The 23969-nt window shown below is 65.7% G+C and carries 26 protein-coding genes and 2 pseudogenes; 12 read left to right on the top strand and 16 right to left on the bottom strand.

All coding sequences use genetic code 11. From position 1 onward, the window contains the following. The first annotated feature begins 252 nt into the window (after positions 1–252). Genes ACFQEV_RS00740 through ACFQEV_RS00750 form a run of 3 tightly spaced genes read left to right on the top strand, consistent with a single transcriptional unit; the run spans position 253 to position 3817 of the window. A complete protein-coding gene (locus ACFQEV_RS00740; protein WP_379691980.1) occupies positions 253–1620 on the top strand; it encodes an ethanolamine ammonia-lyase subunit EutB in 1368 nt (455 codons plus the stop codon). After that, positions 1617–2351, top strand: coding sequence for an ethanolamine ammonia-lyase subunit EutC (gene eutC, locus ACFQEV_RS00745; protein ID WP_379691981.1), 735 nt, complete (start codon positions 1617–1619; stop codon positions 2349–2351). Before ACFQEV_RS00740 ends, eutC begins: the two co-directional genes overlap by 4 nt. Positions 2352–2365: 14 nt before the next feature. Then, positions 2366–3817: an ethanolamine ammonia-lyase reactivating factor EutA gene (locus ACFQEV_RS00750; RefSeq protein WP_379691982.1), complete on the top strand. Its 1452-nt coding sequence runs from the start codon at positions 2366–2368 to the stop codon at positions 3815–3817. A gap of 90 nt (positions 3818–3907) precedes the next feature. Here the strand turns inward: ACFQEV_RS00750 and ACFQEV_RS00755 are convergent. The 3 genes and pseudogenes from ACFQEV_RS00755 to ACFQEV_RS00765 form a co-directional block, all read right to left on the bottom strand. Continuing rightward, positions 3908–4189: pseudogene (locus ACFQEV_RS00755) on the bottom strand (cupredoxin domain-containing protein); the annotation flags it as partial. 2 nt (positions 4190–4191) lie between these two features. Further along, positions 4192–4581: a DUF8048 family protein gene (locus ACFQEV_RS00760; protein ID WP_379691983.1), complete on the bottom strand. Its 390-nt coding sequence runs from the start codon at positions 4579–4581 to the stop codon at positions 4192–4194. A 100-nt stretch (positions 4582–4681) separates the two neighbouring features. After that, a pseudogene (locus tag ACFQEV_RS00765) lies at positions 4682–4980 on the bottom strand (cupin domain-containing protein). Between ACFQEV_RS00765 and ACFQEV_RS00770 the strand changes: the two are divergent. Both ACFQEV_RS00770 and ACFQEV_RS00775 read left to right on the top strand, forming a co-directional pair. Further along, the gene (locus tag ACFQEV_RS00770; protein WP_379691984.1) at positions 4946–5335 is read left to right on the top strand and encodes a plastocyanin/azurin family copper-binding protein; all 390 of its coding nucleotides are present in this window, start codon (positions 4946–4948) and stop codon (positions 5333–5335) included. The pseudogene ACFQEV_RS00765 and the gene ACFQEV_RS00770 overlap by 35 nt on opposite strands. Positions 5336–5461: 126 nt before the next feature. Then, positions 5462–5839 carry a hypothetical protein gene (locus ACFQEV_RS00775; RefSeq protein ID WP_379691985.1) on the top strand — a complete coding sequence of 126 codons (378 nt, stop codon included), beginning with the start codon at positions 5462–5464 and terminating at the stop codon, positions 5837–5839. Between the two features lie 173 nt (positions 5840–6012). Here the strand turns inward: ACFQEV_RS00775 and ACFQEV_RS00780 are convergent, their stop codons facing one another. The 3 genes from ACFQEV_RS00780 to ACFQEV_RS00790 all read right to left on the bottom strand — a co-directional run bounded on the left by ACFQEV_RS00780 (position 6013) and on the right by ACFQEV_RS00790 (position 7702). Beyond that, a complete protein-coding gene (locus tag ACFQEV_RS00780; RefSeq protein ID WP_379691986.1) occupies positions 6013–6348 on the bottom strand; it encodes a hypothetical protein in 336 nt (111 codons plus the stop codon). Between the two features lie 260 nt (positions 6349–6608). Beyond that, complete coding sequence (locus ACFQEV_RS00785; protein ID WP_379691987.1) at positions 6609–6986, bottom strand: cupin domain-containing protein; 378 nt, start codon at positions 6984–6986, stop codon at positions 6609–6611. A gap of 146 nt (positions 6987–7132) precedes the next feature. Next, a complete protein-coding gene (locus ACFQEV_RS00790) occupies positions 7133–7702 on the bottom strand; it encodes a hypothetical protein (protein WP_379691988.1) in 570 nt (189 codons plus the stop codon). A gap of 102 nt (positions 7703–7804) precedes the next feature. Between ACFQEV_RS00790 and ACFQEV_RS00795 the strand changes: the two genes are divergently transcribed. The 3 genes from ACFQEV_RS00795 to ACFQEV_RS00805 all read left to right on the top strand — a co-directional run bounded on the left by ACFQEV_RS00795 (position 7805) and on the right by ACFQEV_RS00805 (position 10377). Continuing rightward, complete coding sequence (locus ACFQEV_RS00795) at positions 7805–8074, top strand: DUF2249 domain-containing protein (RefSeq protein ID WP_379691989.1); 270 nt, start codon at positions 7805–7807, stop codon at positions 8072–8074. A gap of 230 nt (positions 8075–8304) precedes the next feature. Further along, complete coding sequence (locus ACFQEV_RS00800; protein ID WP_379691990.1) at positions 8305–9639, top strand: cobyrinic acid a,c-diamide synthase; 1335 nt, start codon at positions 8305–8307, stop codon at positions 9637–9639. A 27-nt stretch (positions 9640–9666) separates the two neighbouring features. Further along, positions 9667–10377 carry a cob(I)yrinic acid a,c-diamide adenosyltransferase gene (locus ACFQEV_RS00805; protein WP_379691991.1) on the top strand — a complete coding sequence of 237 codons (711 nt, stop codon included), beginning with the start codon at positions 9667–9669 and terminating at the stop codon, positions 10375–10377. Positions 10378–11247: 870 nt separating this feature from the next. Here ACFQEV_RS00805 and ACFQEV_RS00810 read toward each other — a convergent pair. Together ACFQEV_RS00810 and ACFQEV_RS00815 are read right to left on the bottom strand one after the other, a co-directional pair. After that, a complete protein-coding gene (locus ACFQEV_RS00810; RefSeq protein WP_379691992.1) occupies positions 11248–12399 on the bottom strand; it encodes a tyrosine-type recombinase/integrase in 1152 nt (383 codons plus the stop codon). A gap of 646 nt (positions 12400–13045) precedes the next feature. Then, positions 13046–13306, bottom strand: coding sequence for a TrmB family transcriptional regulator (locus ACFQEV_RS00815; RefSeq protein WP_379691993.1), 261 nt, complete (start codon positions 13304–13306; stop codon positions 13046–13048). Between the two features lie 320 nt (positions 13307–13626). On the opposite strand from ACFQEV_RS00815, the gene ACFQEV_RS00820 reads away from it, so the two are divergent. Beyond that, on the top strand, positions 13627–14784 hold the full coding sequence (locus ACFQEV_RS00820) for a thiolase family protein (protein WP_379691994.1): 1158 nt from the start codon (positions 13627–13629) through the stop codon (positions 14782–14784). Positions 14785–14925: 141 nt separating this feature from the next. Here the strand turns inward: ACFQEV_RS00820 and ACFQEV_RS00825 are convergent, their stop codons facing one another. The 6 genes from ACFQEV_RS00825 to ACFQEV_RS00850 all read right to left on the bottom strand — a co-directional run bounded on the left by ACFQEV_RS00825 (position 14926) and on the right by ACFQEV_RS00850 (position 19627). Beyond that, positions 14926–15345, bottom strand: a complete 420-nt coding sequence (locus tag ACFQEV_RS00825) for a universal stress protein (RefSeq protein WP_379691995.1) — start codon at positions 15343–15345, stop codon at positions 14926–14928. A gap of 97 nt (positions 15346–15442) precedes the next feature. Continuing rightward, entirely contained in the window at positions 15443–16186 is a 744-nt protein-coding gene (locus ACFQEV_RS00830) for a beta-ketoacyl-ACP reductase (protein ID WP_379691996.1), read from the bottom strand. A gap of 149 nt (positions 16187–16335) precedes the next feature. Beyond that, the gene (gene phaC, locus ACFQEV_RS00835) at positions 16336–18066 is read right to left on the bottom strand and encodes a class III poly(R)-hydroxyalkanoic acid synthase subunit PhaC (RefSeq protein WP_379691997.1); all 1731 of its coding nucleotides are present in this window, start codon (positions 18064–18066) and stop codon (positions 16336–16338) included. Then, entirely contained in the window at positions 18063–18620 is a 558-nt protein-coding gene (locus ACFQEV_RS00840) for a poly(R)-hydroxyalkanoic acid synthase subunit PhaE (RefSeq protein ID WP_379691998.1), read from the bottom strand. The genes phaC and ACFQEV_RS00840 overlap by 4 nt, the downstream gene beginning before the upstream one ends. Before the next feature lie 44 nt (positions 18621–18664). Then, positions 18665–19312 carry a hypothetical protein gene (locus ACFQEV_RS00845; RefSeq protein ID WP_379691999.1) on the bottom strand — a complete coding sequence of 216 codons (648 nt, stop codon included), beginning with the start codon at positions 19310–19312 and terminating at the stop codon, positions 18665–18667. Positions 19313–19318: 6 nt separating this feature from the next. After that, positions 19319–19627 (bottom strand): AbrB/MazE/SpoVT family DNA-binding domain-containing protein, encoded by a 309-nt coding sequence (locus ACFQEV_RS00850; protein ID WP_379692001.1) that lies wholly within the window; start codon positions 19625–19627, stop codon positions 19319–19321. Positions 19628–19788: 161 nt separating this feature from the next. Here ACFQEV_RS00850 and ACFQEV_RS00855 point away from each other — a divergent pair, with 161 nt between their 5' ends. Next, positions 19789–20520, top strand: a complete 732-nt coding sequence (locus tag ACFQEV_RS00855; protein ID WP_379692002.1) for a MaoC family dehydratase — start codon at positions 19789–19791, stop codon at positions 20518–20520. Between the two features lie 145 nt (positions 20521–20665). Next, entirely contained in the window at positions 20666–21220 is a 555-nt protein-coding gene (locus ACFQEV_RS00860) for an HTH domain-containing protein (protein ID WP_379692003.1), read from the top strand. A 144-nt stretch (positions 21221–21364) separates the two neighbouring features. On the opposite strand, the gene hsp14 is transcribed toward ACFQEV_RS00860, so the two are convergent. Continuing rightward, positions 21365–21799 (bottom strand): archaeal heat shock protein Hsp14, encoded by a 435-nt coding sequence (gene hsp14 / locus ACFQEV_RS00865; protein WP_379692004.1) that lies wholly within the window; start codon positions 21797–21799, stop codon positions 21365–21367. Between the two features lie 511 nt (positions 21800–22310). Between hsp14 and ACFQEV_RS00870 the strand changes: the two genes are divergently transcribed. Beyond that, a complete protein-coding gene (locus ACFQEV_RS00870) occupies positions 22311–22469 on the top strand; it encodes a hypothetical protein (protein WP_379692005.1) in 159 nt (52 codons plus the stop codon). A 20-nt stretch (positions 22470–22489) separates the two neighbouring features. On the opposite strand, the gene ACFQEV_RS00875 is transcribed toward ACFQEV_RS00870, so the two are convergent. Continuing rightward, on the bottom strand, positions 22490–23626 hold the full coding sequence (locus ACFQEV_RS00875) for an MFS transporter (protein ID WP_379692202.1): 1137 nt from the start codon (positions 23624–23626) through the stop codon (positions 22490–22492). Between the last annotated feature and the right edge of the window lie 343 nt (positions 23627–23969).

A 23969-nucleotide genomic window follows, 5' to 3' on the forward strand; every position in this document is an offset into this window, starting at 1 on the left:
GCTTCGGAAGAATATAGAGTCGAGCTGGTTCCCGACTTCCGAGAAACGTCGCACGAGAGCCCCTCTACCGGCGAAGGCGCGGACTCGGCCGTCCGGTCGAATCCGGCCCGGCGATCAGTCGGTTCTGCCGAACAACACTTAAGTCGCGCTCCCATGTTGATAATACCCACGGTAAAAATTGCCACGGGCGCGTTCGAACCACTATCCCGGGGCAGTCACGAGAGACACCGAACACCACCAGACGGAGCACAGATGAATCTCACATCGACAATCACGAGTTCGACGCACACGTTCGGCTCGGTTCGCGAGGTGCTCGCGAAAGCGAACGAGGAGAAGACGGGCGACGAACTGGCCGGCATCGCCGCCGACTCCGAGGCGGAGCGCATCGCCGCGAAAGACGCGCTCAGTCGCCTCTCCCTCGCGGACCTCCGGCGGTCCCCGGCCGTTCCGTACGAGGACGACGAGGTGACCAGAGTCATCCAGGACGGCGTCGACGAGGCGGCGTACGAACGAATCGCGGACTGGTCCGTCTCCGACCTCCGGGAGTTCCTCCTCGACGAACGGACGCGGAACGACGACATCGCCCGGATTCGCCCTGGCCTGACGAGCGAGATGATAGCCGCCGTCGCGAAGGTCATGTCCAACATGGATCTGATCCAGGCGTCGTCGAAGATGCGGGTCACCGCCCGGTGTAACAACACCGTCGGGACGGAGGGGACGCTCTCGTTCCGACTCCAACCGAACGACCCGACGGACGACGTAGAGAGCATCCGGCACTCGATACGCGAGGGACTCTCCTACGGCGTCGGCGACGCCGTCATCGGAATCAATCCGGTCGAAGACGACGCCGAACGGACGAAACGGCTGCTCGATGTGACGAAGGAGTTCATCGAGACGTGGGAGATTCCGACGCAGAACTGCGTCCTCTCTCACCTCTCCACCCAACTCGAAGCCGTCGAGAACGGCGCTCCCGCCGACCTGTTGTTCCAGAGTCTCGCGGGGACGGAAGCCGGCAACGAGGGGTTCGGAATCGACGTCGACCTCCTCGACGAGGCGCACGCGTTCGGCGCGGAGCACTGCACCGCGTCCGGTCCGAACTTCATGTACTTCGAGACCGGACAGGGCTCCGAACTTTCGAGCGACGCTCACGCGGGCGTCGACCAGGTCACCTTGGAGGCCCGGTGTTACGGCCTCGCCGAGCGGTACGACCCGTTCTTGGTGAACACCGTCGTCGGGTTCATCGGTCCCGAGTACCTCTACGACGGAAAGCAGGTCATCAGAGCGGGACTCGAAGACGTCTTCATGGGCAAACTCACCGGGCTCCCGATGGGCATCGACGCCTGTTACACCAACCACATCCAGGCCGATCAGAACGACATCGAGAACTTGGCGGTGTTGCTGACCGCCGCCGGTTCGAACTACTTCATCACCGTCCCGATGGGTGACGACACGATGCTCAACTACCAGTCGAACAGCTACCACGACGCCTCCGCGCTGTGGGACATCTTCGATATGCGGCCGGCCCCGGAGTTCGAGGAGTGGTTGGAATCGGTCGGCGTCATGGAGGACGGACGACTGACCGCGAACGCGGGCGACCCGACGCACTTCTTAGAGCCATGAGCGACTCACAACCCCCTCACGTCGACGACCCGAACGACCGCAGAGCGCTGGAGCGAATCGCGGACGCGACGCCGTCTCGACTCGGCGTCGGCAGAAGCGGGACCCGCCCGCGAACGTCGTCGGTGCTCTCGTTTCGCGCCGACCACGCCCGCGCCCGCGACGCCGTCCTGACGCAGGTGTCCGACGACGCCATCGAGGAGGCGGGTCTGCTCCGGATCCAGAGCCGGGTCTCGGACCAAGACGAGTACCTCGCGCGCCCCGATTTGGGTCGTCAGATAAGCGACGACACCGCGGCGCACATCCGTGAAGAATGCGTGCAGGACCCGGACGTCCAGATTATCGTCTGCGACGGGTTGAGTTCGACGGCCGTCGAGACGAACGTCCCGGACCTCCTGCCGATGCTCGTCGACGGCCTCGAGGACCGGGGGTTCGAGGTCGGAACGCCCCTGTTCGTGAAGTTCGGCCGCGTGGACGTGATGGACGTCGTCGGCGAGACGCTCGGCGCGACGAGCGTCGTGAACCTCATCGGCGAACGGCCCGGACTGAACACCGCGCAGAGCCTGAGCGCGTACTTCGTCTACGACCCCCGAGAGGGGAAACCGACCGCGAAGAAGTCGGTCATCTCGAACATCCACGACGACGGCCTCCCGGCGGTCGAGGCGGGCGCGCAGATACTCGACCTCGTCGAGAGAGCGCACGAACAGCGGGGGAGCGGCATTGACCTCTCCTGAGACCGACCCGCGGCATGTCCGGTAGCGACCCCTCGACGCTGACGAGCGTCGGCATCGACATCGGGACGACGACGACGCAACTCGTCGTCAGCGAACTCTCGATCGCGGCGTCCGGAGTCGGAGCCGTCGCGGTCGAAATCGGCGACGTGGACGTCGTCCACCGGGGAGACGTCCACGAGACGCCGTTGCTGGACCGACGGACGCTCGACGTCGACGCCGTCGGGAAGTTGATAACGTCGGAACTCCGCCTCGCGGGCCACTCGCCGTCGTCTATCGACAGCGGAGCGGTCATCGTCACCGGCGAGTCGGCGTACAAGCGGAACGCCGAGGAACTGGTCAACGCCGTCGCCGAAGACAGCGGCGACTTCGTCGTCGCGGCGGCGGGCCCGGAACTGGAGTCCGTCTTAGCCGGGAAAGGGTCCGGTGCCGCAGCGTGGGCGTTGGACGGCGGACGGACGGTCCTGAACGTCGACGTCGGCGGCGGAACCACCAACATGTGCCTGTTCGCGGGCGGCGGGGCGGTCGAAACCCGCTGTCTCGCCGTCGGCGGTCGGCTACTCCGGTTCGACGAGTCGGGCGTCGTGACCCACATCTCGCCCCCCGCAGAGCGGTTACTCGAACGGTGCGACATCGACGTCGCGGTCGGTTCGCGGCCGAGCGACGGCGAACTGTCCCGTCTCGCGACTGCGATGTCGGACGCGATATTCGATGCGATTCGCGGCGGTCCGGTCGGACCCGTCACCGAATCGCTGGCTATCGGGTCGAGCGACTACTCGGACGGAGCGGTCGATACCGTCGTGTTCAGCGGCGGAGTCGGACGATTAATCTCAGACGACGACTCGACGCCCGCTCGCTCTCCGTTCGAGTTCGGCGACTTCGGCGTCCTCCTCGCCGCCGCGATCCGGGACCGAGCGGAGGAGAGTACCCTCTCCGTCCGCCGACCGGACGAGGATATCAGAGCCACGGTCATTGGGGCGGGCACCCGGACGACGTCGTTCAGCGGTACCACGACCCACCTCGACCGGTCGATACTCCCGCTGAAGAACCTCCCCGTCGTCGAAGCGCCGCCTCTCGAACAGGACCACGAGTACGAGGAGATAGAAACCCGGTTGCGGGCGTGTTTCGAGAGGGGGATGGAGTTGTACGAGGCCGACGAGGGGACGCCGTTCGTGCTGTATCTGCCCGCTATCGAACCGCTGAGCTACGACCGGATGACAGCGCTCGCGCGAGCAGTCGCTGGGGTTTACGAGCAGTACGTCGGGAGCGAGTTCCCCCGTATCGTCCTCACGAGACAGAACTGCGCGAAGGCGCTCGGACAACAGATTCAGCGGGTAGACGCCGCCGCACCGTCTCTCGTAATCGACGAAATCGTCGCCTCCGACGGCGACTACCTCGACGTCGGCGAACCGGTGGTGGCCGGGGAGGCGGTTCCCGTCGTCGTCAAGTCGCTGGCGTTCGGAGCCTAACCGCCGGGACGAACGCGGGAAGGGGAACAGAGCGGGCGCGGCGTTCGAACCGAGAAAGAGAGAGGGAGGTACTTACCGACTCACGCGCCGTTACGGGTCAGGGTCGAACACCTCGGGGTTCTCCTCGCCCTCGGCGCGGACGACGCTCAGACAGCCCTTCCGGGCGACGCGACTGAGCGAGTGGTCCACGAGCTTGTAGTCGCCGGGGACGGGGAAGTCCATCGTGGCGATGGTGGTGCTCCCCGGCGGGACCAACCGCGTCTGGATGTGTCGCTGCGGGTCCGTGCTTAGCCACCCCTCGGGGTAGAGTTTCTCCCAGACGTTGCCGATGGGGTGGAAGCTGCTCGCCAGGTTCGGCCCGCCGGCGACGAAGCTCAGAACTCCTCGGCGGTGTCCACGCCGATGACGACGCCGACTTCGTCGTCTTCGAACCGTTCGCGGGCGTCGGGGGACTCCGCGAACAGCATGCGAGTTTGTTCCGTGTGCGCGCGGATAACCGCCCCCTCCGTCTCCTCGTCGAACTCGAACTCGTCCAGAATCGACTCCCACTCCTCTGCGGGGACGCGGTATCCGCGGACGCCGTCCACCGTCTGGTAGTCGCCCCGTCGTTCGAGGGCGGAGTGTCGCCCGATGAGCCTCGCGTTCACCTCCACGAGGGCGGTCCGCAGTTCGTCGAGGTCGAGGTCGGTTTCGTCGGCGACGCGTTCCGCCACGGGGGCGTCTATCGGCGACTCTCCCGTCTCGGTGTCCGTCTCGTCGAACATGGTCGGAACCGACGCGGTGCGTGCGGTTCGGTCTTTCGGCCCCCGTCGCGGCGCGTCCGACCGTTCGCCGATTCCCCTCGCGGTCGGTCACCGATCCCTCTCAGTCGTCCCCGGCGGGCGCGAAGACGACGACGGCCGTGCTCGGTTCGACGGCGTACGGTGAAATCTCTCGCTCGCCGCTGAATCGGGCGAGTTGCCCCGCCGCAGTTCGTGCGTCTCATCGTCCAACGTCAGTTCGAGGTGGCCCTCCACGAGGTGCAGGACGATGTCGGTACCCGGGTGTCGGTGCGGGGGGACGCGTTCGTCGGCGTCGAGGGAGAGGCGCACCGTCCGCGGACGGCGCGTCTCGCCCGGCGCGACGGTCGTGTGGGAGTGGTCCGGGCAGGGCGGTAGCCACAACGTCTCCGCGAAGGACGGATCGTTCGGGAGCGAGATGACAGGCGAGAAGGGACACACCTTCGAGCGGACGTTCGAGGAGGCGGGCACCTACAAGTACGTCTGTGTGCCCCACGAGGCGATGGGGATGAAGGGCGCAGTCGTCGTAGACGACTCCGTGGCAGCGGTGTCAGGGTCCGGCGGCGGCGGAGAGATCACCGAGGAGGAGTTCTGGCCCCTCTCGGTGGCCGGGGGCGTCACCCTCGCCGTCGTCTCGCCCATCGTCTTCGGCGTCGCCGCGTGGATAGCGGGGACGGGCGACGAACCCGAGGTTGCGTGGCGCGAGGACGCCGAGGACGACGGCCGCGTGCGGACCTGATCTCTGCCCCGTCCCCGAACGGAACCATCCGCTTTTTCGAGAGTGTTGGGCGACGCGGCGACTTCTTTTCCCGAACCGAACGTGTTCGCGGCCAAGACGAGGGTGCGTGCGCACGTACGCGCGAACATGAGCGCGATTCCACGCGTCGACACCGACAGCCAACCCCCAATGGCGATTCCCCTCCGGCACTTTCTGGTCGGACTCGGCTTCCTCCTCGCCGGCGTCCTCGTCGCCGCCGCCGACGCGGCCGGCGTCGCCTCGGGACTCGTCGGCCCCGCGCGGTACCACCTCCTCCTCGCTGAGTGGTTCGCCCTCCCGGGCGCCGTCAGACTCGCGGGCGGGGTAGCGTTCGGAGTCGGCGTCTCCCTGTTCGTCCACAACCTCGCCTCGGTCGTCCGCGAATACGGCCCCCGCGGCGTCGTGGGGACGGTTCTCCCCCTTCCGAATCGCCTCGGCGGCGACGGACCGACGGGCGCGGGCGACGACTCGCCGTCATCGAAGTGAATCGAAACGTCGCCCCGTCAGAATTCGGGTGTGACGGGCGTGGCATACTGAATACGGGGCACGAGTACATCACCTAAGCCGCGCTTCCCTGACTGTCCCGCTCGGTCCCCGGACTCCAACTCGGAGACGCGGTTCGGAGGAGAACGCGACCGTCCGGTCACCCGAATCCGTCACTACAGTATCCAGTCGACGAGCCACGCGATTGCGCCCACGAACAGTAGCAGGACCCCGACCGCCGAGGTGGCCGGTTCGGGGATTAAAAACAGGATCGCGCCGGTGACGATCAACAGCGTGATCAGGCCCTCGTCCAAGAGGCTCCCGTTACCGCCCTCGTCGGAGCGCGCCTCCTCTCTCCGACTCGCAAGGGGCACGCCCCACCCGCCGCCCCACCCCCACGACGGGTAGTAGGAGAACCCTGCGCGGTCCTCCTCTTCCGTGTACTGATCGCCGTCGTAGCGACTCTCCTCGCGGTACGGCCCGTCGTCGTACTGGTCGTTCGGAGAACCCATACTCGAAGAGAGGGTCGCTAGCCGGTTCGGGCTTCTGACTGCGTTTGCAGCGTCCCTTTCCCGCCTTCCGCGTCCCTTTCGACGCTGGCGACGTCGTCCACGCTCCTCGAACAGTCCGTCGAGCGGTGAACCCCACGGCCAAGGATCGGGGAGTCGTGAAACGCCTCCTGCGAAACTCACGCCCCGATTCGGCACGACCGCCGAAACCTCCCACCGCCCGAGGGATTCGACGAGATCAAAACGCAGTCGTCTTCCGCCGATTACGCGCCGGGGTCGAACTCGCCGCGGCGGAGTCCCTCCCGAACGGGGCCGTGTTCGGCGTCCGTCGGCGGCGGCGCGGTCACCAACAACGCTTCGAGTCGCCCGTCGTCGTCGGCTTTGACCCCGCGCGGGGTGCCCGCCTCCACGGCCACGACGTCGCCGGGTTCGACGCGGTGTTCCTCGTCGCCCTCTCGGACGATGCCGGTGCCGGCCCAAACGGAGACGACCACGTCGCTCTCCGGCGCGTGAACGGGGATGAACTGCCCCGGTTCGAAGTAGCCGCAGATGACCTTCGTTCGCTCCGTCCGGGCCGCCTCCCGTACGACGAACCGGTCGGCGTCTAACGTTCGCTCGGCGTCGAAATCTACCGCCGGCACCGACGGACACCTCCGAGGGGTTCCCCGCCGGTCGGACTCGTCGCTTCGGACGTGAGTCGGGTCATACGCGCAGACGTTCGTGCGACCGGCCGGTGGTCGTTGCCCCGAACGTGTTCGCGGCGGAGGCTCGAAGCGGAAACGATCCGTCAGAACGGTGCGTCCGGATCGCTTCCCACTCCTCCGCCGCCGTCCGCCGGGCACGTCGCGCCGCCCTCGGAGGGGGCGGAGAGTTCGCCGGTCTCGCGGAACTCGGTCGCCAGTCGGTCGAGTTCACCGTCGATGGCGTCGCTCCGGTGGTGCATCGGGTGGACGCGCACCCGAACGAGTTCGTATCCGTGTCGCTCCGCGAGCCCGTTCCACGCCCTGAACGACTCGACGGTGAGCGTCCGACTCTGCGGGCAGAACGGCGTCGTCGGCGTGAACTCCGCCCGAAGCACCGCCGGGTCGTCTCGGTCCACCGCGTACCGGTACCCCGAGTTCGGGTGCCGGTGGTCGAGGTTGAGGCGCGCGAGGTTGTAGCCGAACGTCACGTCGCACACGCCGCGTTCCTCGAACACCCCCTCGGTCGTCCGGTGGAAGGAGACGTGCTCCTCGCCGCGCAGGACGTCGTGCCCCTCCAGGGACGGGCCGGGGTCCGGGAGGTGTTCGGGAACGAACTCGCCGATGCCGTCGAACGCGTCGTCCGCCTCCGACGACGCTGACCTGAATCCGAACATACGCGGACCGTGGTCCTCCGCCGGGGAAGCCTTCCCCCCGAACCTGTTCGGACGAACGTGTTCGGCGTCGTCTTCGTACTGCCGAGGCCCCTACGCGAACGTATGGCGACGACCGAACCGTCACTCGACGACCTACCGATTCCGCCGTCGCGTCCGATAGCGACGCTCGACGCGCGCGAACTGCCGCCGCCGCAACCGCTCCGGAAGACGCTCGAACTCCTCGCGGAACTGGACGACGGGACGGCGGTAGTGCAACTGAACGACCGCGCGCCGCAACACCTCTACCCCCGGATCTCTGACCGAGGGTACGAGTACGAGACGACGGAGTTCGAGGGCGGCGTCGTCACGACCGTCTGGAAGCCGCAGGATTGACCCGCGAACGGTCGATTTCCGCCGCGGCGTTCGTCCGCCGTCGCCGCGGGGACCCAACCCAACAAATCTTTGTCTACCGAAACTGAGGTTGATCCGATGGACGGAACCGACTCACTCGTCGCGGCGGACGGCCACGAAACGGTCGCGATTTCGGTCCCGAGACCCGCCGGAGAGGCCGACTCCGACTCGGCATCGCGGGTTCGCCCCTCGTCGCTTCGGGTGGTGCGACGATGAAGGGGTTCGTCCTCGCGGGAACGTCCTCCGGCGTCGGGAAGACGGTGGCGACGCTGGCGGTGTGTCGCGCACTCGAACGCGCCGGCCGCGAGGTCCAACCCGCGAAGGCCGGGCCGGACTTCATCGACCCCTCCCACCACGCCGCCGTCGTCGGACGGCCCTCCCGAACGCTCGACCCGTGGTTGGAGGGCGAAGACGGGATGCGCCGGACCTACGCCCGGGGAGACGGCGACGTCTGCGTCGTGGAGGGGATGATGGGCCTGTACGACGGCGACACCTCCACGGCGCGCATCGCAGCGATGCTCGACCTGCCGGTCGTTCTCGTCGTCGACGCCGGCGCGGGGATGGAGAGCATCGCGGCGACGGCGCTCGGATTCCGCGAGTTCGCCGACCGGGCGGGCGTGGATATCGACGTCGCCGGCGTCGTCGCGTCCCGGGCGCACGAGGGGCGACACGCCGACGGTATCCGCGACGCGCTTCCGGAGGAACTGACGTACGCGGGCCGGATTCCGCCCCGCGACGACCTCGAAATTCCGGAGCGACACCTCGGACTCCACCTCGGCGAGGAGGCACCGCTTCCGACGGAGGCGGTGGACGCGGCGGCCGAGGGCGTCCTCGTGGGCAGACTACTCGAACTCGCGCGTCGCCCCAGGTGGTTGACCGACCCGTCGGATTTCGGCCCCGACGCGGTTCCCGACGACGGGGCGGGTGGAGCGACCGATTCGGCGCGCCCCACCGTCGCAGTCGCCCGCGACGCTGCCTTCTGTTTCGTCTACCCCTCCACGCTCGACCGCCTGCGGGCGAGGGCGAACGTCGTGACGTTCGCGCCCGTCGAGGGCGACGCGTTGCCGCCCTGCGACGGCGTCTACCTCCCCGGAGGGTACCCGGAACTGCACGCCGAGACGCTCTCGCGGTCGTCGGCGCTGTCGGCGCTATCGGACCGCGCGGCCGACGGCTTGCCCGTCTTCGGGGAGTGCGGCGGGTTGATGGCCCTCGGCGAATCGCTGACCACCGCCGAGGGCGAACGCCACGAGATGGCGGGCGTCCTACCGGTCGATATCCGGATGTGCGACCGCTATCAGGCTCTCGACCACGTCGAACTGCGGGCGACGCGCGACGCACTGACCGCCTCGGAGGGGGAGACGCTTCGCGGCCACGAGTTCCACTACTCGACGGCCGACCCCGATCCGGACGCGACGTTCGCCTTCGAGGTCGAACGCGGCACCGGAATCGACGGCTTCGACGGCCTCTGCGAGTACGAGACGCTCGGCACGTACGCGCACGTCCACGCCGAGAGCGGAGCGTTCGACCGCTTCGTCGAACAGCTCTGACGACGCAGACCAAACGACACCGCACCTATGACCGAAACGAACGACACCGACGGGAACGACATCGACCCGGAGACAGTCCGACGAAACACGCCCGGCCGTGGCGTCCGACCAGGCGCCGCGACCATCGAACCGTCCGCGCCCGAGGAGTTCGGCCTCGTGCAGGTCTGGTGGGGCGACGGCAAGGGCAAGACCACCGCCGCGATGGGCATGGGCTTTCGCGCCGCCGGTCACGGCTACCGCGTCCACATGCTCCAGTTCATGAAGGGCGGCGCGGACTCCGTGGAGGCGGTCCGCGGCGAGTACAACGCTATCGCGGCGATGCCGGGCTTCTCCTACGAGAACCTCGGCCACTACGGGTGGGCGGGGATGGCCGACGGGAGCGACGACGAGAACCACGCGGAACGCGCGGTGGCGGGACTCGAACGGGCGACCGAACTCGTCGCCGCGGCGCGCGAGGCGGACCTCTCGACGCCGTTCGACGCCGCCGCGCCGCCGGAAGACGGCGTTCACATGCTCGTCCTCGACGAAATTCTCTACGCCGCGGACATGGATCTGCTGGACGAGGAGTCCGTGGTGGACCTGATTCGAGAGAAGCCCGACGGCCTCGAACTCGTCCTCACCGGAAGCCACTCCGAACCGACGTACCTCCTCGACGCCGCGGACCTCGTGACGAACGTCCGCAAGGTGAAACACCCCATCGACGAGGGACGACGGGCGCGAAAGGGGACCGAATACTGAGTCCATCGTTCGGCTATTTCGAACGGCCGTTTCGAAAACCGGGCGCAGCGTATTGCAAAGACAGCACAATACTATTCCTGGTAACCTCTGAGATATCTCCTCGTGACATCCGCCTCTCTCCGTTCTTATCCGCCGTTTTACCACCAATAGAGTCCATTAGAAGGAATAACGACCTTAGACGCGTCCGTTATCAACTATATTCTGTCTTATCCTAGTAATCTGCTCGAAAAGTGCATACATGGGTTATTTATCGGGTAATAACGGCGATAGAATGGGTTTTGGCTGTGTACTCCTTATTTCACTGAAAAAATGACGCTAATGTTAACACTAGCTCTGATTCGGCAGTATTGCACAATAATAACAAGATATGTGGAAAAGTTTGTGGTTGGTGTACTCGATTGCGAACGTGCGTTCTGTCACACAGACTACAAACCGCCAGAACGAGACTACTGACGGGCCTTCGCGCCGACTCCTCCACTGCCTCCCGGACCGAGTCTCCATCCGTGCGGACGTTCGCCGTGGCTTCGGCGAGCCTCCTCGTCTACGTCGACGGCGGCGACGACGTCGACGAGTCCGCCTTCGACATTCGGCGGAGGTACTCGGAACACCAGTTCGCGCCCTGTCCGCCGGTACCGACCAGTATTACTCGATATGACATCGGTAATCCTGTTTGAACAGTTGTCAGATTTATGATGGCTATTTCTACTGTGGTCGAATCGTGGCGGGGCGGTCGACGGGTCGAGGGGCAACCGGACGAGAGCCCCACGCAAGCGGAGATGACGCTTTCTCGCATAGAGAATCTGCGTCCGAATACGCTGTGTGGCCGTCCCCTCCCGAGAGGGGGTCAACGAGGTGTCCGACGAAGCCCGACTACCGCTCTTCGTCCAGAATCTCGCCGACGGTTTCGCCCGTGCGCTTGGCTTCGATGTCCGTGTAGCGTTCGTGCGTCGTCTCGATGCTCTTGTGGCGGAGCGTCACCTGCGCTAACTCGGCGCTTCGCTGGTACAGTTCGTGACCGAGTCCCCTCCGCGCGCCGTGGAGTTTCAGCACGTCGCCGTCCTCGCGTATCCCGGATTCCTCGGAGAGTCGAGCGAGGACGCGTCGCCCTCCCTCGACGGTGAGAGACGGCGGCGCGAGGTCCAACGTCCGTAGGGCGTCGTCGATCCGGGCGGGCGTGCACAACTCCTCGATTCGGTCTTCGTCGCCCACCGCCTCGCGGACGAGGGCGTACTTGCTCGGGAGGTGACCGCTCTCGAACACCGGCCAGTCGTCGCTCGGCGGGTCCTGTCGGCGGCGGTGTCGTTCGAGGTAGCGGCGCGCCTGCGGCGGAAGTGGAACGTCCTCGCGTTCCCGCGACTTCCCCAGTACCTCCAAGTAGCCATCGTCGAGGTGGACGTCGCTCCAGCGCAGACCGGCCCGACGCGAGTCGCGCGGTTCGCGGAGTATCTCCGCGCCGCGGACGGCGGTGTACGCCACCGTCGCGACCAACGCGCGGTCCCGAACCGCCGTCGCGCCGTCCATCCACCCCGAATCGAGGGCGTCCTCGGCGCGCCAGTCGGCCCACCGGACGATGGCCTCGCGCGTCTCGCTCCGCCAGAACTGCTGTCTCGACTCGCTGGAACCCGCGCTCTCCTCCGGGAGTTCGTTCTGCGCGACGGCCTTCGCCGCCGGGTTCTCCGCGAGGTACTCCCACGCGACGGCCCACGAGAGGAAGGCGCGAACGCGGGCGTAGTACTGGTGCGCGCTCCGCCCGGAGATGCCGCTTGCGCCGTCCGACTCGCGCGCCCCGACGCGGCGCTTGAGGTGCCGCGCGTACGCGCCCAACGTCCGGGCGTCGAGACCGTCGAACGTCTCTACGCCCCGTTCCTCGCACCACGCTATCCACGAGGTGAGGACGCGTTCGGACTCCGTCGCGTACCGGCCGTCGCCCTCGGCGGTCCCTTTGCTCTCGACGAACGTCGCCAACGCTTCTCGGAGTGTCGGTGCGGCGGTCTGTTCCTCGGGTCCGGATTGGGCGGGCATTCGTTCGGTCGATGGAGACGGGGGTTTGTAAAGTCACGTGTGACTTCGCCCATCGTCCGCCGCCTCGGCGCGGGTTCGTCGCCGACTGATCTCTGACCATTACAGAAATAGTCGTGTAACGGAAAGAGATTCGACTCCGAACGAATCTAAGAAGTGTACAATCACTTCTGAGTCAGTAACTCAGTGTGGGATACGTTCTCATTCGGAGGGCTCGTGCGGTCGAAGGCGACGATCTTCTGGAGTTCCGGGCGTAGCGGCAGCGACGGAGATGAACTCTTGGAGAGTTTCCCCCTCTCGCAGCGGAACTCCGTTCTGACCGTACAGACGACCGTTGTTCGCCGTTTCCGCGGTATTATCGCTTCGCCGTGTTCCGGTGACTTCCCGCCGGCCGCTACTGTTCCGGACGCGAGGAAAACTCCTAAAACGAAAGTGATTGGACTCCCGACGCGTGATCACCGCCGTGCGGCGCTCTCCCGGAACGTAACGAGTACTCGAATTACGCGTTCGGAGAACTGAGACGGGACGCCGACGCCGAGAACTCACCGGGGGGAGTTTCCGCTTCTCCTCGTCCCTCACTCGGCGGGAGACCTGCCGGTACCGGTTTTGTCACGGACGCTCCGCGTGGCGAGGGGAGGGGAAACCGTCGCTATCGGCAGACGTACCGGTCGCCGTCGGACCGCACGTGGCCCTTCTCGACGAGGGTTCCGAGGACGGGGTAGAGCGTTATCGTCTTCATGCCGAGTGCCGTTCGGAGATGTTCCACCGTCCCCTCCTCCATCTGGCGCAGGTAGAGGTAGACGAGTTTCGCCCGGGGCGACTGCAGGTCGGACGGGAGGGACTCGTCTCCGTCGAGGGGGGACTGTTCTGCGTGCGTACCGGTCTCTGCGGTGAGTTGAGTGCTCTTCATTGTTATATGGTTAGTGAGACGTACGACACCGTATCCGCTGAACGACGCCTTTTCGAGCTTCAGGGTCGGGAAATCTGGCGGTGGCTCGATGTGTTCCGTCTGTCACTTCTGCGTCCACTAACTCCATGCGCCGAAGACGCCATAAAATTTACTCAGGCCGGTTCGGACGTTCTGCGCCCCGTAGACGTGAGAATGCGTATCAAACCTCGGTCGTTCGGCCCGCGCGGGCCGGCGCCGTCACTCCCGTCTCGAACGGTGACCGTCTCCTCGCCGTGTGTGTGGCCCAGTTGTTTTGTCGGACCCCGCCGTTTGTCCGGTACATGACTCGCGTAGTCGTCATCGACGGATGCCGGACGCCACACGGAGCACTTCTCGGCGCGCTATCGAACCGATCGGCGGTCGAACTCGGCGCGCGAACGCTTCGGGCCCTCCTCGACCGAACCGACGTGGACCCGGCGGACGTGGACTGGGCCGGACTGGGGAACGCCATCCAAGCGGGGGTGGGACAGGCCCCCGCGCGACAAGCGGTCGTCGAGGCCGGCCTGCCGAACGACGTCGCGGCGACGACGATAAACGAGGCGTCGGGATCCGGACTTCGCGCGTTGACGCTCGCGTTCGACCGCATTCAGGCGGGGCGGACGTCCGTCGCAATCGCGGGCGGCATGGAGTCGATGTCGAACGCGCCCTACCTCTCGACGGAGATGCGGAAGGGCCGTCGGTACGGCGACGTGCGGATGCGCGATTCGATGATATACGACGGCCTCTGGGACGTGGGCTACGACGAACACATGGGCGCTCTCACCGAACGCCTCGTCGAGGAGGCGGACATCTCCCGCGAGGCGCAGGACGAGTACGCCCTCGAAAGCCACCGGCGCGCGGTGCGGGCCATCGAAGACGGCAGGTTCGAGGACGAAATCGTCCCGGTGGAGACGGACTCCGGAACGGTCGAAGTGGACGAGGGACCGCGGGAGGACACCGACATGGACAGATTGGGGTCGCTGTCGCCCGCGTTCGAGTCCGACGGGACGATAACGGCGGGAAACGCCTCTGACCTGAGCGACGGCGCGGGAGCACTCCTCCTCGCGGACGCGGACGCGGTGGACGACTCCGACGTCCTCGCCACCGTCGCCGACTACGCCGTCTCGTACCGCGACCCGAAGTGGTTCGGCAAGTCCGTCGGCGACGCGGTGGAACGACTCCTCGAGTCGAACGACCTGACCGTCGAGGACGTCGGCTTCTTCGAGTTGAACGAGGCGTTCGCCGCGCAGATGGTGTACACAATGGACCGTCTCGACGTTCCGAGGGAGAAACTGAACCCCCTCGGCGGCGCCATCGCGTACGGCCACCCCATCGGCGGAAGCGGCGGATTGCTGGCGACGACGCTCGCGCACGCCATGGTCGAAGACGACGTGACGTACGGCGTCGTCGGGATGAGCGTCGGCGGCGGCGGCGGCATCGCCGTCCTCCTCCGACGCTGATTCGACTTCCCTTACAGTCGTATACCTGTAATACTGCGAGAATGTGTCGGCGATTTCACAGTACCGAGTCGGCAACTGTCCGCCGTTTCGGACTCCGCGACGGTCGGTCGGAGTTCTCCGCGGTGGGCGGACGCCGAGTCGTCACACCGATAGGACCGGGATGGAGGCCGACTCGGTGACCCTGTCGGTGCAGGCGTGTGCGTGCGGCCGCGTCGGCGGCGAGGTTCCGTGTCCGCCCATCACCACGAGGTCGATGTCGTTTCTCGCGACGTAGGAGAGTATCTCCTCGTGCGGGCACCCTCTCGTACACGCCGCCTCGGCCTCGAGTCCGCGTTCGGACGCCGAGGCCACTATCTCCGCGCAGTCTCTCGCCCCCCGCCGTTCGATCTCTTCGAGGTAGAGTTCGTCGCTACTCAACGCGGGCGTCTCGTACATCCGTTCGTCGAGAACGAACAAGGAGTGAACCCTCGCTCCGTGTTCCTCGGCCAGTTCCAATCCCCGCTCTACTCCGCGCTTCGCTCCGCGACTCCTGTCGGTCGGAATCAAGATGTTCGAGTACACATGCTCGTGTACGCTCGCTGAGGGTTTGAAGGTGTGTGCTTCCGATGTGCACAGTCTGGGGTGGCAGACTGGTGTGCGAACGGTCCGGTTCGATTCCCTACCACTCCATACCGCCGTTGACGCCGATGACCTGTCCGGTCATGTACCGCGAGTCGCCGCTCGCGAGAAAGCGCACGATGCCGCAGATATCTTCGACGTCGGCGAACCGGTCGAGCGGGATGCGCTTTCGGATCTTCTCTTGGACGCGTTCGTCCACGCCTTCGAGCATGTCGGTGCGAACGAACCCCGGCGCGACGCAGTTCGCGGTCGTCCCCGAACTCGCCAGTTCCAACGCGAGCGTTCGGGTGAACCCGAACAGACCGCTCTTCGTCGTGGCGTAGTTCGCCTGCCCGTAGTTTCCTTGCTGGCCGACGACGCTCGATATGTTGATGAGTCGTCCCTGTTCGGCGTCCGACAAGTCGTCGTAGAACGCCTTCGTGCAGTTGAACACGCCGCCGAGGTTCACGTCCATCACGCGGTCCCAGTCCTCGCGGGTCATGTTCTCGAACGTCCGGTCCACGGTGATACCGGCGTTGTTCACGAGGACGTCCACCGGCCCGTACGCGTTGTGAATCCGTTCGCGCATCTCTTCGACGGACTCCATGTCGCTCACGTCTCCTTGGACGGCGATAGCGTCGCCGCCCTCGTCGGCGATGGTCTCCACGACGTCGTACGCCTCCCCTTCCGAGGAGCGGTAGTTGACGACGACGTTCGCGCCGTTGCGACCAAGTTCTTCGGCGATTCCGCATCCGATTCCTCTCGACGACCCTGTGACGAGGCAGGTCCGATTGTCCAGTATCATGGTTGGGTGGGGGGTCGGAGCGCTCACTCCCGGTATTTCGGCTCCGCCGTACGAATCTACGGACGAGAATCGGCCAAGTAAGTGTTTCTCAAGATATCTAAACGGTACTCCGCGGGCGAAGAGTCGTCGGAGAAGAGTACGCCGAGGGGTTACTCGGAGGACGTCAGTTCCCGTGCCTGCGCTATCCAGTCTCGGACGCGACTCTCGGAGACGCCGATCTCCTCGGCGACGGATTCGGCGTCCGACGCGGCGAGGGCGGTGACGTCTTCGACGCCGGCGTCTCGGAGGCGCGATCGGTACCCCGACCCGATGCCGGATATCTCCGTGAGGTCGGTCGGTGCCGCCGGTTCGCCGGCGTCGGTCCCCGCCTCGGCGGCCGGTTCGTCGGTCTCGTCGTCGGGCGTCCGCATCTCGTTGATGTGTTCGACGGCCGACTCCGACTCGGTCTGCTCTCTGGGTTCCGCCTCGTCTTCGGTCTGCAGTTCGTCAGACGTCTGCGTTCCGTCGGGCGTCGCCCCGCCTTCCTCGTCCGCTTCGTCGAACGTCGGCGGTCGCCCGCCCTCGTCCTCAGCGTAGACGGCGCTGTCCTCGTCTTCGGCGAGTCCCGTGCCTCCGGTCTCCGCCGTCTCGGCCCCCGTCTCGGTGTCCTCGCCCGTCTCCTCGACGTACACGTCCACGTGTCCCTCGTCGGGGTCCCGCGACATGGTCTTGCCGCCCGCCTCGTCGGTCTGGGCGGCTTGGTCGGTTTCGACGGTTCGGTCGACCTCGTCGGTCTCGTCGGCCTCGCCGGCGGGTTCGCCTCCCGACCGTTCCTCGAACCACTCGCCGACGCGCGGCCACAGATCCTCGTGGGATCGCGAGGAGACGGAGAGTCCGATGTGGCCCGTGGGGAACGCTATCGTCTCGGTGTCGTCGCTGGCGACGAGTTCGTTGAACGGGGTGCTCGCCTCCGACGGGACGAGGTGGTCGTACTCGCCGACTATCTGGAGGACGGGCATCGTTATCTCCCCTAGATCGACGCGCTCGCCGTTCAGGGTGAACTCGTTCCTCGCCAGACTGTTCGACTGGTACATCCCCTCGAGGAACTCGCGGTACGTCTCGCCCGCCACGTCGATGCCCTCGCTCAGCCAGCGTTCCATGCGGGCGAAGTTCTCCACGAAGTCGTCGTCGTCGAGGTTGTCGGCCAAGCGGGCGTACTTGGTGAGGTAGTTGTCCACGGGGTCCATCATGGCGAACCCCGCGTCGAGGAAGTCAGAGGGGACGTTGCCGAACGTCTCCGTGACGGTCTCGGGGTCGAAGTAGTCGCCGTCGCCCCACATCTCGAGGATGCCGCCGCTGTCGTCGAAACAGAGGCCGGCGGCCATGAGTCCGAGCGTTCGAACTTTCTCCGGGTGGAGGGCGGCGTACATCGCGCTCATCGTCCCGCCCATGCAGTAGCCGAGGAGGTGGATGCTGTCCTGTCCGGAGCGTTCGCGCACCACGTCCACGCAGTTCTCGATGTACCTGTTCACGTAGTCGTCGAGCGTCAACGACGCGTCGAGGGTGGACGGTTCCCCCCAGTCGATGAGGTAGACGTCGAAGCCGCTCTCGAGAAGCGACCGCACGACGCTCCGGTCGGGCTGGAGGTCTAAGATGTACGGCTTGTTGATGAGGGCGTAGACGACGAGTATCGGCACGTCGTGTTGCTCTTCGGTCCGCGACTCGTAGTGGAGGAGTTTCAGCTTGTTCTCCTCGTACACGACTTCGCTGGGCGTCTGCCCCACGTCCACGCCGGTGAACCGCTCCGCCTGCTCTCCCGCCGTCGCGAGGCGTTCGACGGCGTCGGCTGCCTCCGTCCACTGTTGCTGCTGCACGTCGAGTGCGAAGGTGTAGGGGTTCACGGTTCCACCGAGTCGATGATTCGGTCGAGTTTCTTCTCTACGGAGTGCTGGCGTCGTTCGAGTTCGACCAGTCTCTCGCCGACCTCCTGCACGTCCGACTTCGTGGCGAACCCGAGGGCGTGGAGGGTTGTCTCCGACATCTCGTCTACCTCCTGCCGGAACTCCAAGACGTTCTGGACCGCCTCGCCCGTCGTCGCCGCGAACGCGGTGGTTCGCATCACCTCTTTGAACGCCTCGTTGGCGGCGTTCAGCCAGATATCTCGAATCTCCTCGGTGTCGACGTCCTCGCCCTCTACGGAGTCGATCGTCCGTTCGAGGTGTTCTTCGGCGGCCTCCATCCACACCTCGTAGGCGCGGGCGTACCCCTCGATACCGTCGCTCCACGCGTCGGCGTCCGTGGCGGACGACTCCTCTACGGCGTCGAACCACGATTCGACGAACTTCGCCTGCGCCTCTGCGTTCCGCTCGAAAGCGTCCGCGAACGATTCGTTCGTCTCCTCGACGAAGCGTGTCCAGTCCTGCTCGGTCCCTGCGGTAGCGTACTCTTCCGACATCGTTTCACTCTACGCGAAGTATCTCCAAATGGTTACCGCCCGAGTTACTCCTCGGTGGCGTCGAACTCCACGTCGGAGTCCGTCCCGCCGACGTCAGACTCGTCGCCCGACTCGACTTCCACTTCGGTCGTCTCGGGTGTCGCCTCTCGGGCCTCGGCTATCCGCTCGGAGACCTCGTCGACGGTCCGGTCCACGTTCTCTTGGTACTCCTCGAGCATGTCGTTGTACAGGTCAGTGTTCTGACGCATGCTCGTTTCGAGGGCGTCCCAGACGTTCTCGTTTATCTCGTTGGCCGTGTCGTACTGCTCGTCGATGGTGTCGCGGAGGTCATCGAAGAACTGCTGGTTGTTCCGGACGCTCCCGTCCATCGAGTTGATGGTCTCGAGCGACATCTGGAGCGCCTGCCGCGTGTTCTCGACGAACGCCTGGTTGTTCGTCGGGACGCTGTTGTCCATTGTCTCGACGGCTATCTGCGCCATCGACCGGCCGACGTCTGTCGTCTTCTGCTGCACCGGGCGGCTCGATTCGACGTTGTCCGCGAACAGCTCGATGTACGACTGCTGGAGCTCCATGCTCCGGCGCATCGCCTCCTGACTCTGTTCGAGGGAGCGCTGGTAGGCGTCGAACATCGCGGTGAAGGGGTTCTGAACTCGGTACGTCTGTCTCTGTCGGTTGGTGTCGTGTTGGCTCATGGGTGTTTACTCCGTTTTCGGCTCTATTGGGATGACGAACGCCTGGACGAGGTCGCGCTCTTCGATACCCAGCGCCTCCCGTTCGGCGTCGGGGATGCTGATCCGCCCCCCGCTCTGCACGCGGGTCTTGAAGACGGCCGCTTCTCTGCTCAGCGATTCGAGGGTATCGAAGTCGCTCTTCTCCTCGCCGCCTCCGGCAGACATGAGCTCGTTGAAGAACCGAAACTGCTGGTCGGTAACTTCCTCGCTCGCCTGCCGGAACTGCTCCGCGAACGCGGCCGGCGGCCACGGCGGAGTCGATGGGTCGTCCGTCATCTCACTTCTACGTAGGACCCCATGATACAAATGTGTTCCCCACGTTACCTTTGAATGGTATACAATGGCTACGATTGGTGAACACGGTAATACCGGCGTCGTGGAGTTATCAGGATTAGATACAAATCGCCCCATCGAGGGCGGTCGGAGGCGGGTTTGAGATGGCGCGCGACGACCGGACCGGTGACCGGCACCCGCCGACGCCCCTCGGGGGCCAACTCGAACAGTTCACGACGGCGTGGGGGCGCGCCTCGAACCACCTCGTGAACAGCGTCGTCGAGGCCAACCGCGCCACGCTGGCGCTGTTCGGCGTGAACGGCCGCGACGCCGACGGCGACGGCACCGGAACGGGGAGCGCTCCGGTTGGCCGAGACGCGAAGCGTCGCGTCAACGCCGAAGCGGTGGCGGTCTCTCACTCCGAGGAGGGGTGGGAGTCCGAACGCTCCGTCGACTCTGTGGAGGACATCGACGTCGGCGACTGGGTCCAGTTCTCGAAGACCATCGACGAGGCGGACGTGGCCGCGTTCGCGGCCGCGAGCGGGGATACGAACCGCCTCCACACCGACGAGGAGTTCGCCGCGCGGACGCGGTTCGGCGGCCGAATCGTCCACGGAACGCTCGTCTCCGGCCTCATCAGCGCGGCGTTGGCCCGCCTCCCCGGCCTGACCATCTACCTCTCGCAGGACCTGGAGTTCGTGGGGCCCGTCGAGGTGGGGTCCCGCCTGACGGCGGTGGTCGAGGTGATCGAACGACTCGGGTCGGACCGATTCCGACTCTCGACGGACGTCCTCGGTGAGGACGGGGAATCCGTCGTCGCGGGGGAAGCGGTCGTCCTCATCGACTCCGTGCCCCCGGACGACGGCGGTTCGTCCTCCGAAGGGGGACGGGCGTGACCGTCGGTCCGAACCGCCGACCGACCCGCGCGCCTATTTAAACACCGCGTAGTGACAGGGGGAATAAGTAACGTAGCTCGTGAACCACTAGGTGACACTGCTGACCGGTCGGACGGGGACCGACGACCGGCAGCGAGGAGAAACAATGGCTTCGGGAGATACACACACGAGAGCGGAACTGTACGTTCGGTCGTTAGCACCGCGCGGCGCGCAGGCGTCGCAGGAGTCGGTCGTTCAGCGACTCCTGGATATGGAATCGGAGCAGGAGTTCGAGTTCTCCGTGACGGTGTGGGGCGACCAGATAGCGACCGACAGCGCGGTCACTCGGACCGAGGCGGGACGGACGATGATAGAGACCGTCCGTCAGTTCGAATCGTGGGCGGCGACGAACGGGTACACCGTGGAACCGTTCTTCTCCGACGTGCGTCGGGAGTCCCTTCTCGACGGTTCCTACGACGCTATCATCCCTCCGCATCTCTGCTTGGCGCTCTACGAGGACGGCGACGTCGCGGGCGTGTTCCCCTGTTCCGACCGCGACGCCAACTACACCGTCGAGGACGCCCTCGAAGCGATGACCGCCGACGAGGACATCCCGCCGTTGTCGGCGACGACCCTCGACGCCGACGACTCGGACGCCGACGACCGGTTCTCCGAGGAGGAAGCGCCGACGTACGTCTCGCCGATTCCCCTCGACGAGTAATCCCCGTCGTCACCCCGTACGCGTACTCCGCGCCCGTCGGTCCGACCGGGCGTCCGCGAACCGCCGCAGACGACCCGTCTTTCTCGTTTTCCTGCGGTCACTCGGCCCGAAAAAGGGAGGACGAACCGTCCGTCGGCCGTCGATTCACTCGATGTCGATGTTCTGCCCCCGGTCGGACGATCCGACCTTCGGGAGCGTGACGGTGAGAACGCCGTTCTGGAACTTCGCGGAGACACCGTCGGCGTCGACGGGTTCGGGGAGGCGAACCGACCGCTGCATCCGTTCGTCGGAACGCTCCCGCCGGAGATAGTTCTCCTCGCTCGTCTCGGTTTCGCGCTCTCTCTCGGCGCGAATCGTGAGTTGGTCCTCGGTGCACTGGACGTCGATGTCGTCCTTCTCGAACCCGGGGAGGTCGGCGGTGACGACGAACTCCTCACCTTGGTCCGCGAGGTCGATGTCCACCGACCCGCGGCCGAGCATCCCCTCTTGGCCCATCGACCACGGAGACTGTTCGAACTGCCGGTTCATCTGCTCGAACATGCGTTCGAGCTCTTGGAACGGGTTTCTGTCGGGCATCATAGTTGTCTGGTGACGTTTCCGCGTCGTAACTTTCGCGGGATGGTCCTTATCGTTTATTCCTCCGAGCGAACCCGTTCGAGAACGCCTGCGGGAGGCCGTGGTCTCCGTCTCCACCTTCCCGACGAGTGGAAGGCGAGAATACGTTCCCGTGCGCGGACGGCCGTTCCCCCTCGGGGTTCCCACGTCTACCGTCTCGCGCCTCCGAGAGACCGGTCCGATGCCTCTTTGTCCAAGATATTCTGTCGGATTTTTCTCCGTAGGCTCGGAGTACTCCCCGATTCTTCTCTATCGACTCACGTTTGAAAGGCAATGTTCCGGCTCGATCTAACCGTGTTTGCCGTCAAAACTGTCTTGTTCGTCTTTGCTATCTGTGATAGCTTGCCTATCCTTCCCGTCTTTGCCGGCTTGTTCGTCGACGGTTCGCGGGACGAGGAGGAAGGCGAGGGAGGCTGACCCCGCCGTCTGCGGTAACTGCCCCAGCGGTTAACTCCGAGAGGGGACTAGTTCCGGTATGGCGTATCAGACGACCATCGGTTGGTCGCTCTTCACGTCCGGAATCGTATCGCTCCTGTTGGCGTACCTTCCCGGCGACTCGATGTGGTGGGGCGTCGGACTGTTAGTGCTCGGCCTCGTCGTCCTCTACGTGCGTCGGGACGACATCGGCCCGTGACGGACGTCGGTACCTTCCTCTCATTCACCGTTTCGCTCCCCGTACAGTAGAATCGCCGCTGCGACGATCAGACAGAGTACGAGGCCGCCGAACGCCGCGGCGTAGCTCGCGTAGGTCACGACGACGCCGACGTATGCGGGCCCGACGGCGTTCGCGCCGAGAAACAGGGCGCGCGCAGCGCCCAAGTCGGCCCCGGTGCCGCCGTCGGGAGCGTCGTCCATGATGATGGCGTCCGCGAGGGGGAAGCCCGTCTTGTAGCCCAACGCCGTCAGTCCGACCGCCACCCAGACGAGAGGTTTCGAGGCGGCGGCGACGAGTGCCGCCAGCGAAAGTGCCGCGAACCCGATTCCGACGACAGCGATACCTCGCCGAGAAAACTGGTCGCCGAGGTCCCCGGCGACGGGCTTGACCGCCAGACCGACGGCGAAGACGATGGCGAACGTCGCACTCGCGAGTCCCTGTGAGAACCCCTTCGATGACGCGAGGTACGCCGGTAGGAAGTTGATGAACCCGCCGACCATGAAGTAGAACAGCGAGAACGCCAGCAGCGTCCCGCGTTGCTGCGGACTGGCGACGAGTCGGCGCGCGGTTCCGCCCGCGTCGAGGGACGTATCACCGACACGGTAGCCCTCGCGTGACCAGACGACGTAGAGGACGGTCACGCCCGCCAGAACCGCCGCGACCGGGAAGAACGGCGCGCGCCACGTCGCGTACCCGAGCGCGAGGACGGCGAGGCCGGACGACAGGAGGCCGCCGATGTCGGTACCCGCGGCGTAGACGCCGAGTGCACGCCCGCGGCGGCGCACGAACAGGTCGGAGAGAAGCGCGCGAGACGGGATGGCGAACAGACCCTTCCCGAGTCCGACGATAGCCGCCGCGGCGACGAACGCGGGGAGATTCCACGCCGACCCGAAGGCGGCGAACCCGACCACGAGGACGAGTAGTCCGGGGACGATGAGCGTCGCGCGCGTCCACCGGTCGGAGTACTCGCCGCCCGGATACTGCGACAGCGCGTAGACGCCCTGAAACAGCGCGAGGGCGAGTCCCGCCGTCGCCTCCGTTATCTGGAGGTCCGCAATGATGGTGGGCAGAAGCGGGGAGAGGAGGAACCGTCCGGTCTGAAGCACCGCCCACCCGAGGGAGACGACGAATAGCATCCGTCCCGCATAGCCGCCGCGTAATCGTTCGTCGGTCGCCGTCGATCGCACGGCGGACAGTCCCCGCGACGGTACCAGTCCTTTACGGTTCGAAAGCGACGCATCGATCCGACGGCCGTACCGACGCGCTGGCGGTACGGAACTACGCAGCCGTCCGCCGGCGGATGGTGACCGAGGTCACTGCACGTACGAACACGCTCGTCGGAACTCGAACGCCACAACCGTCTCCGGGAATCCAGACATAATTATTTGGACCGAACTCCCCCGTCTCTGACGTGAGTCGTCTCCCGTTTTCTCACCTCCTCCCGTCTGTCCGGTTCCCCGTCCGGTCACTCTTCTCACC

It is taken from the genome of Halopelagius fulvigenes, from assembly GCF_042662625.1.
GTDB lineage: Archaea > Halobacteriota > Halobacteria > Halobacteriales > Haloferacaceae > Halopelagius > Halopelagius fulvigenes.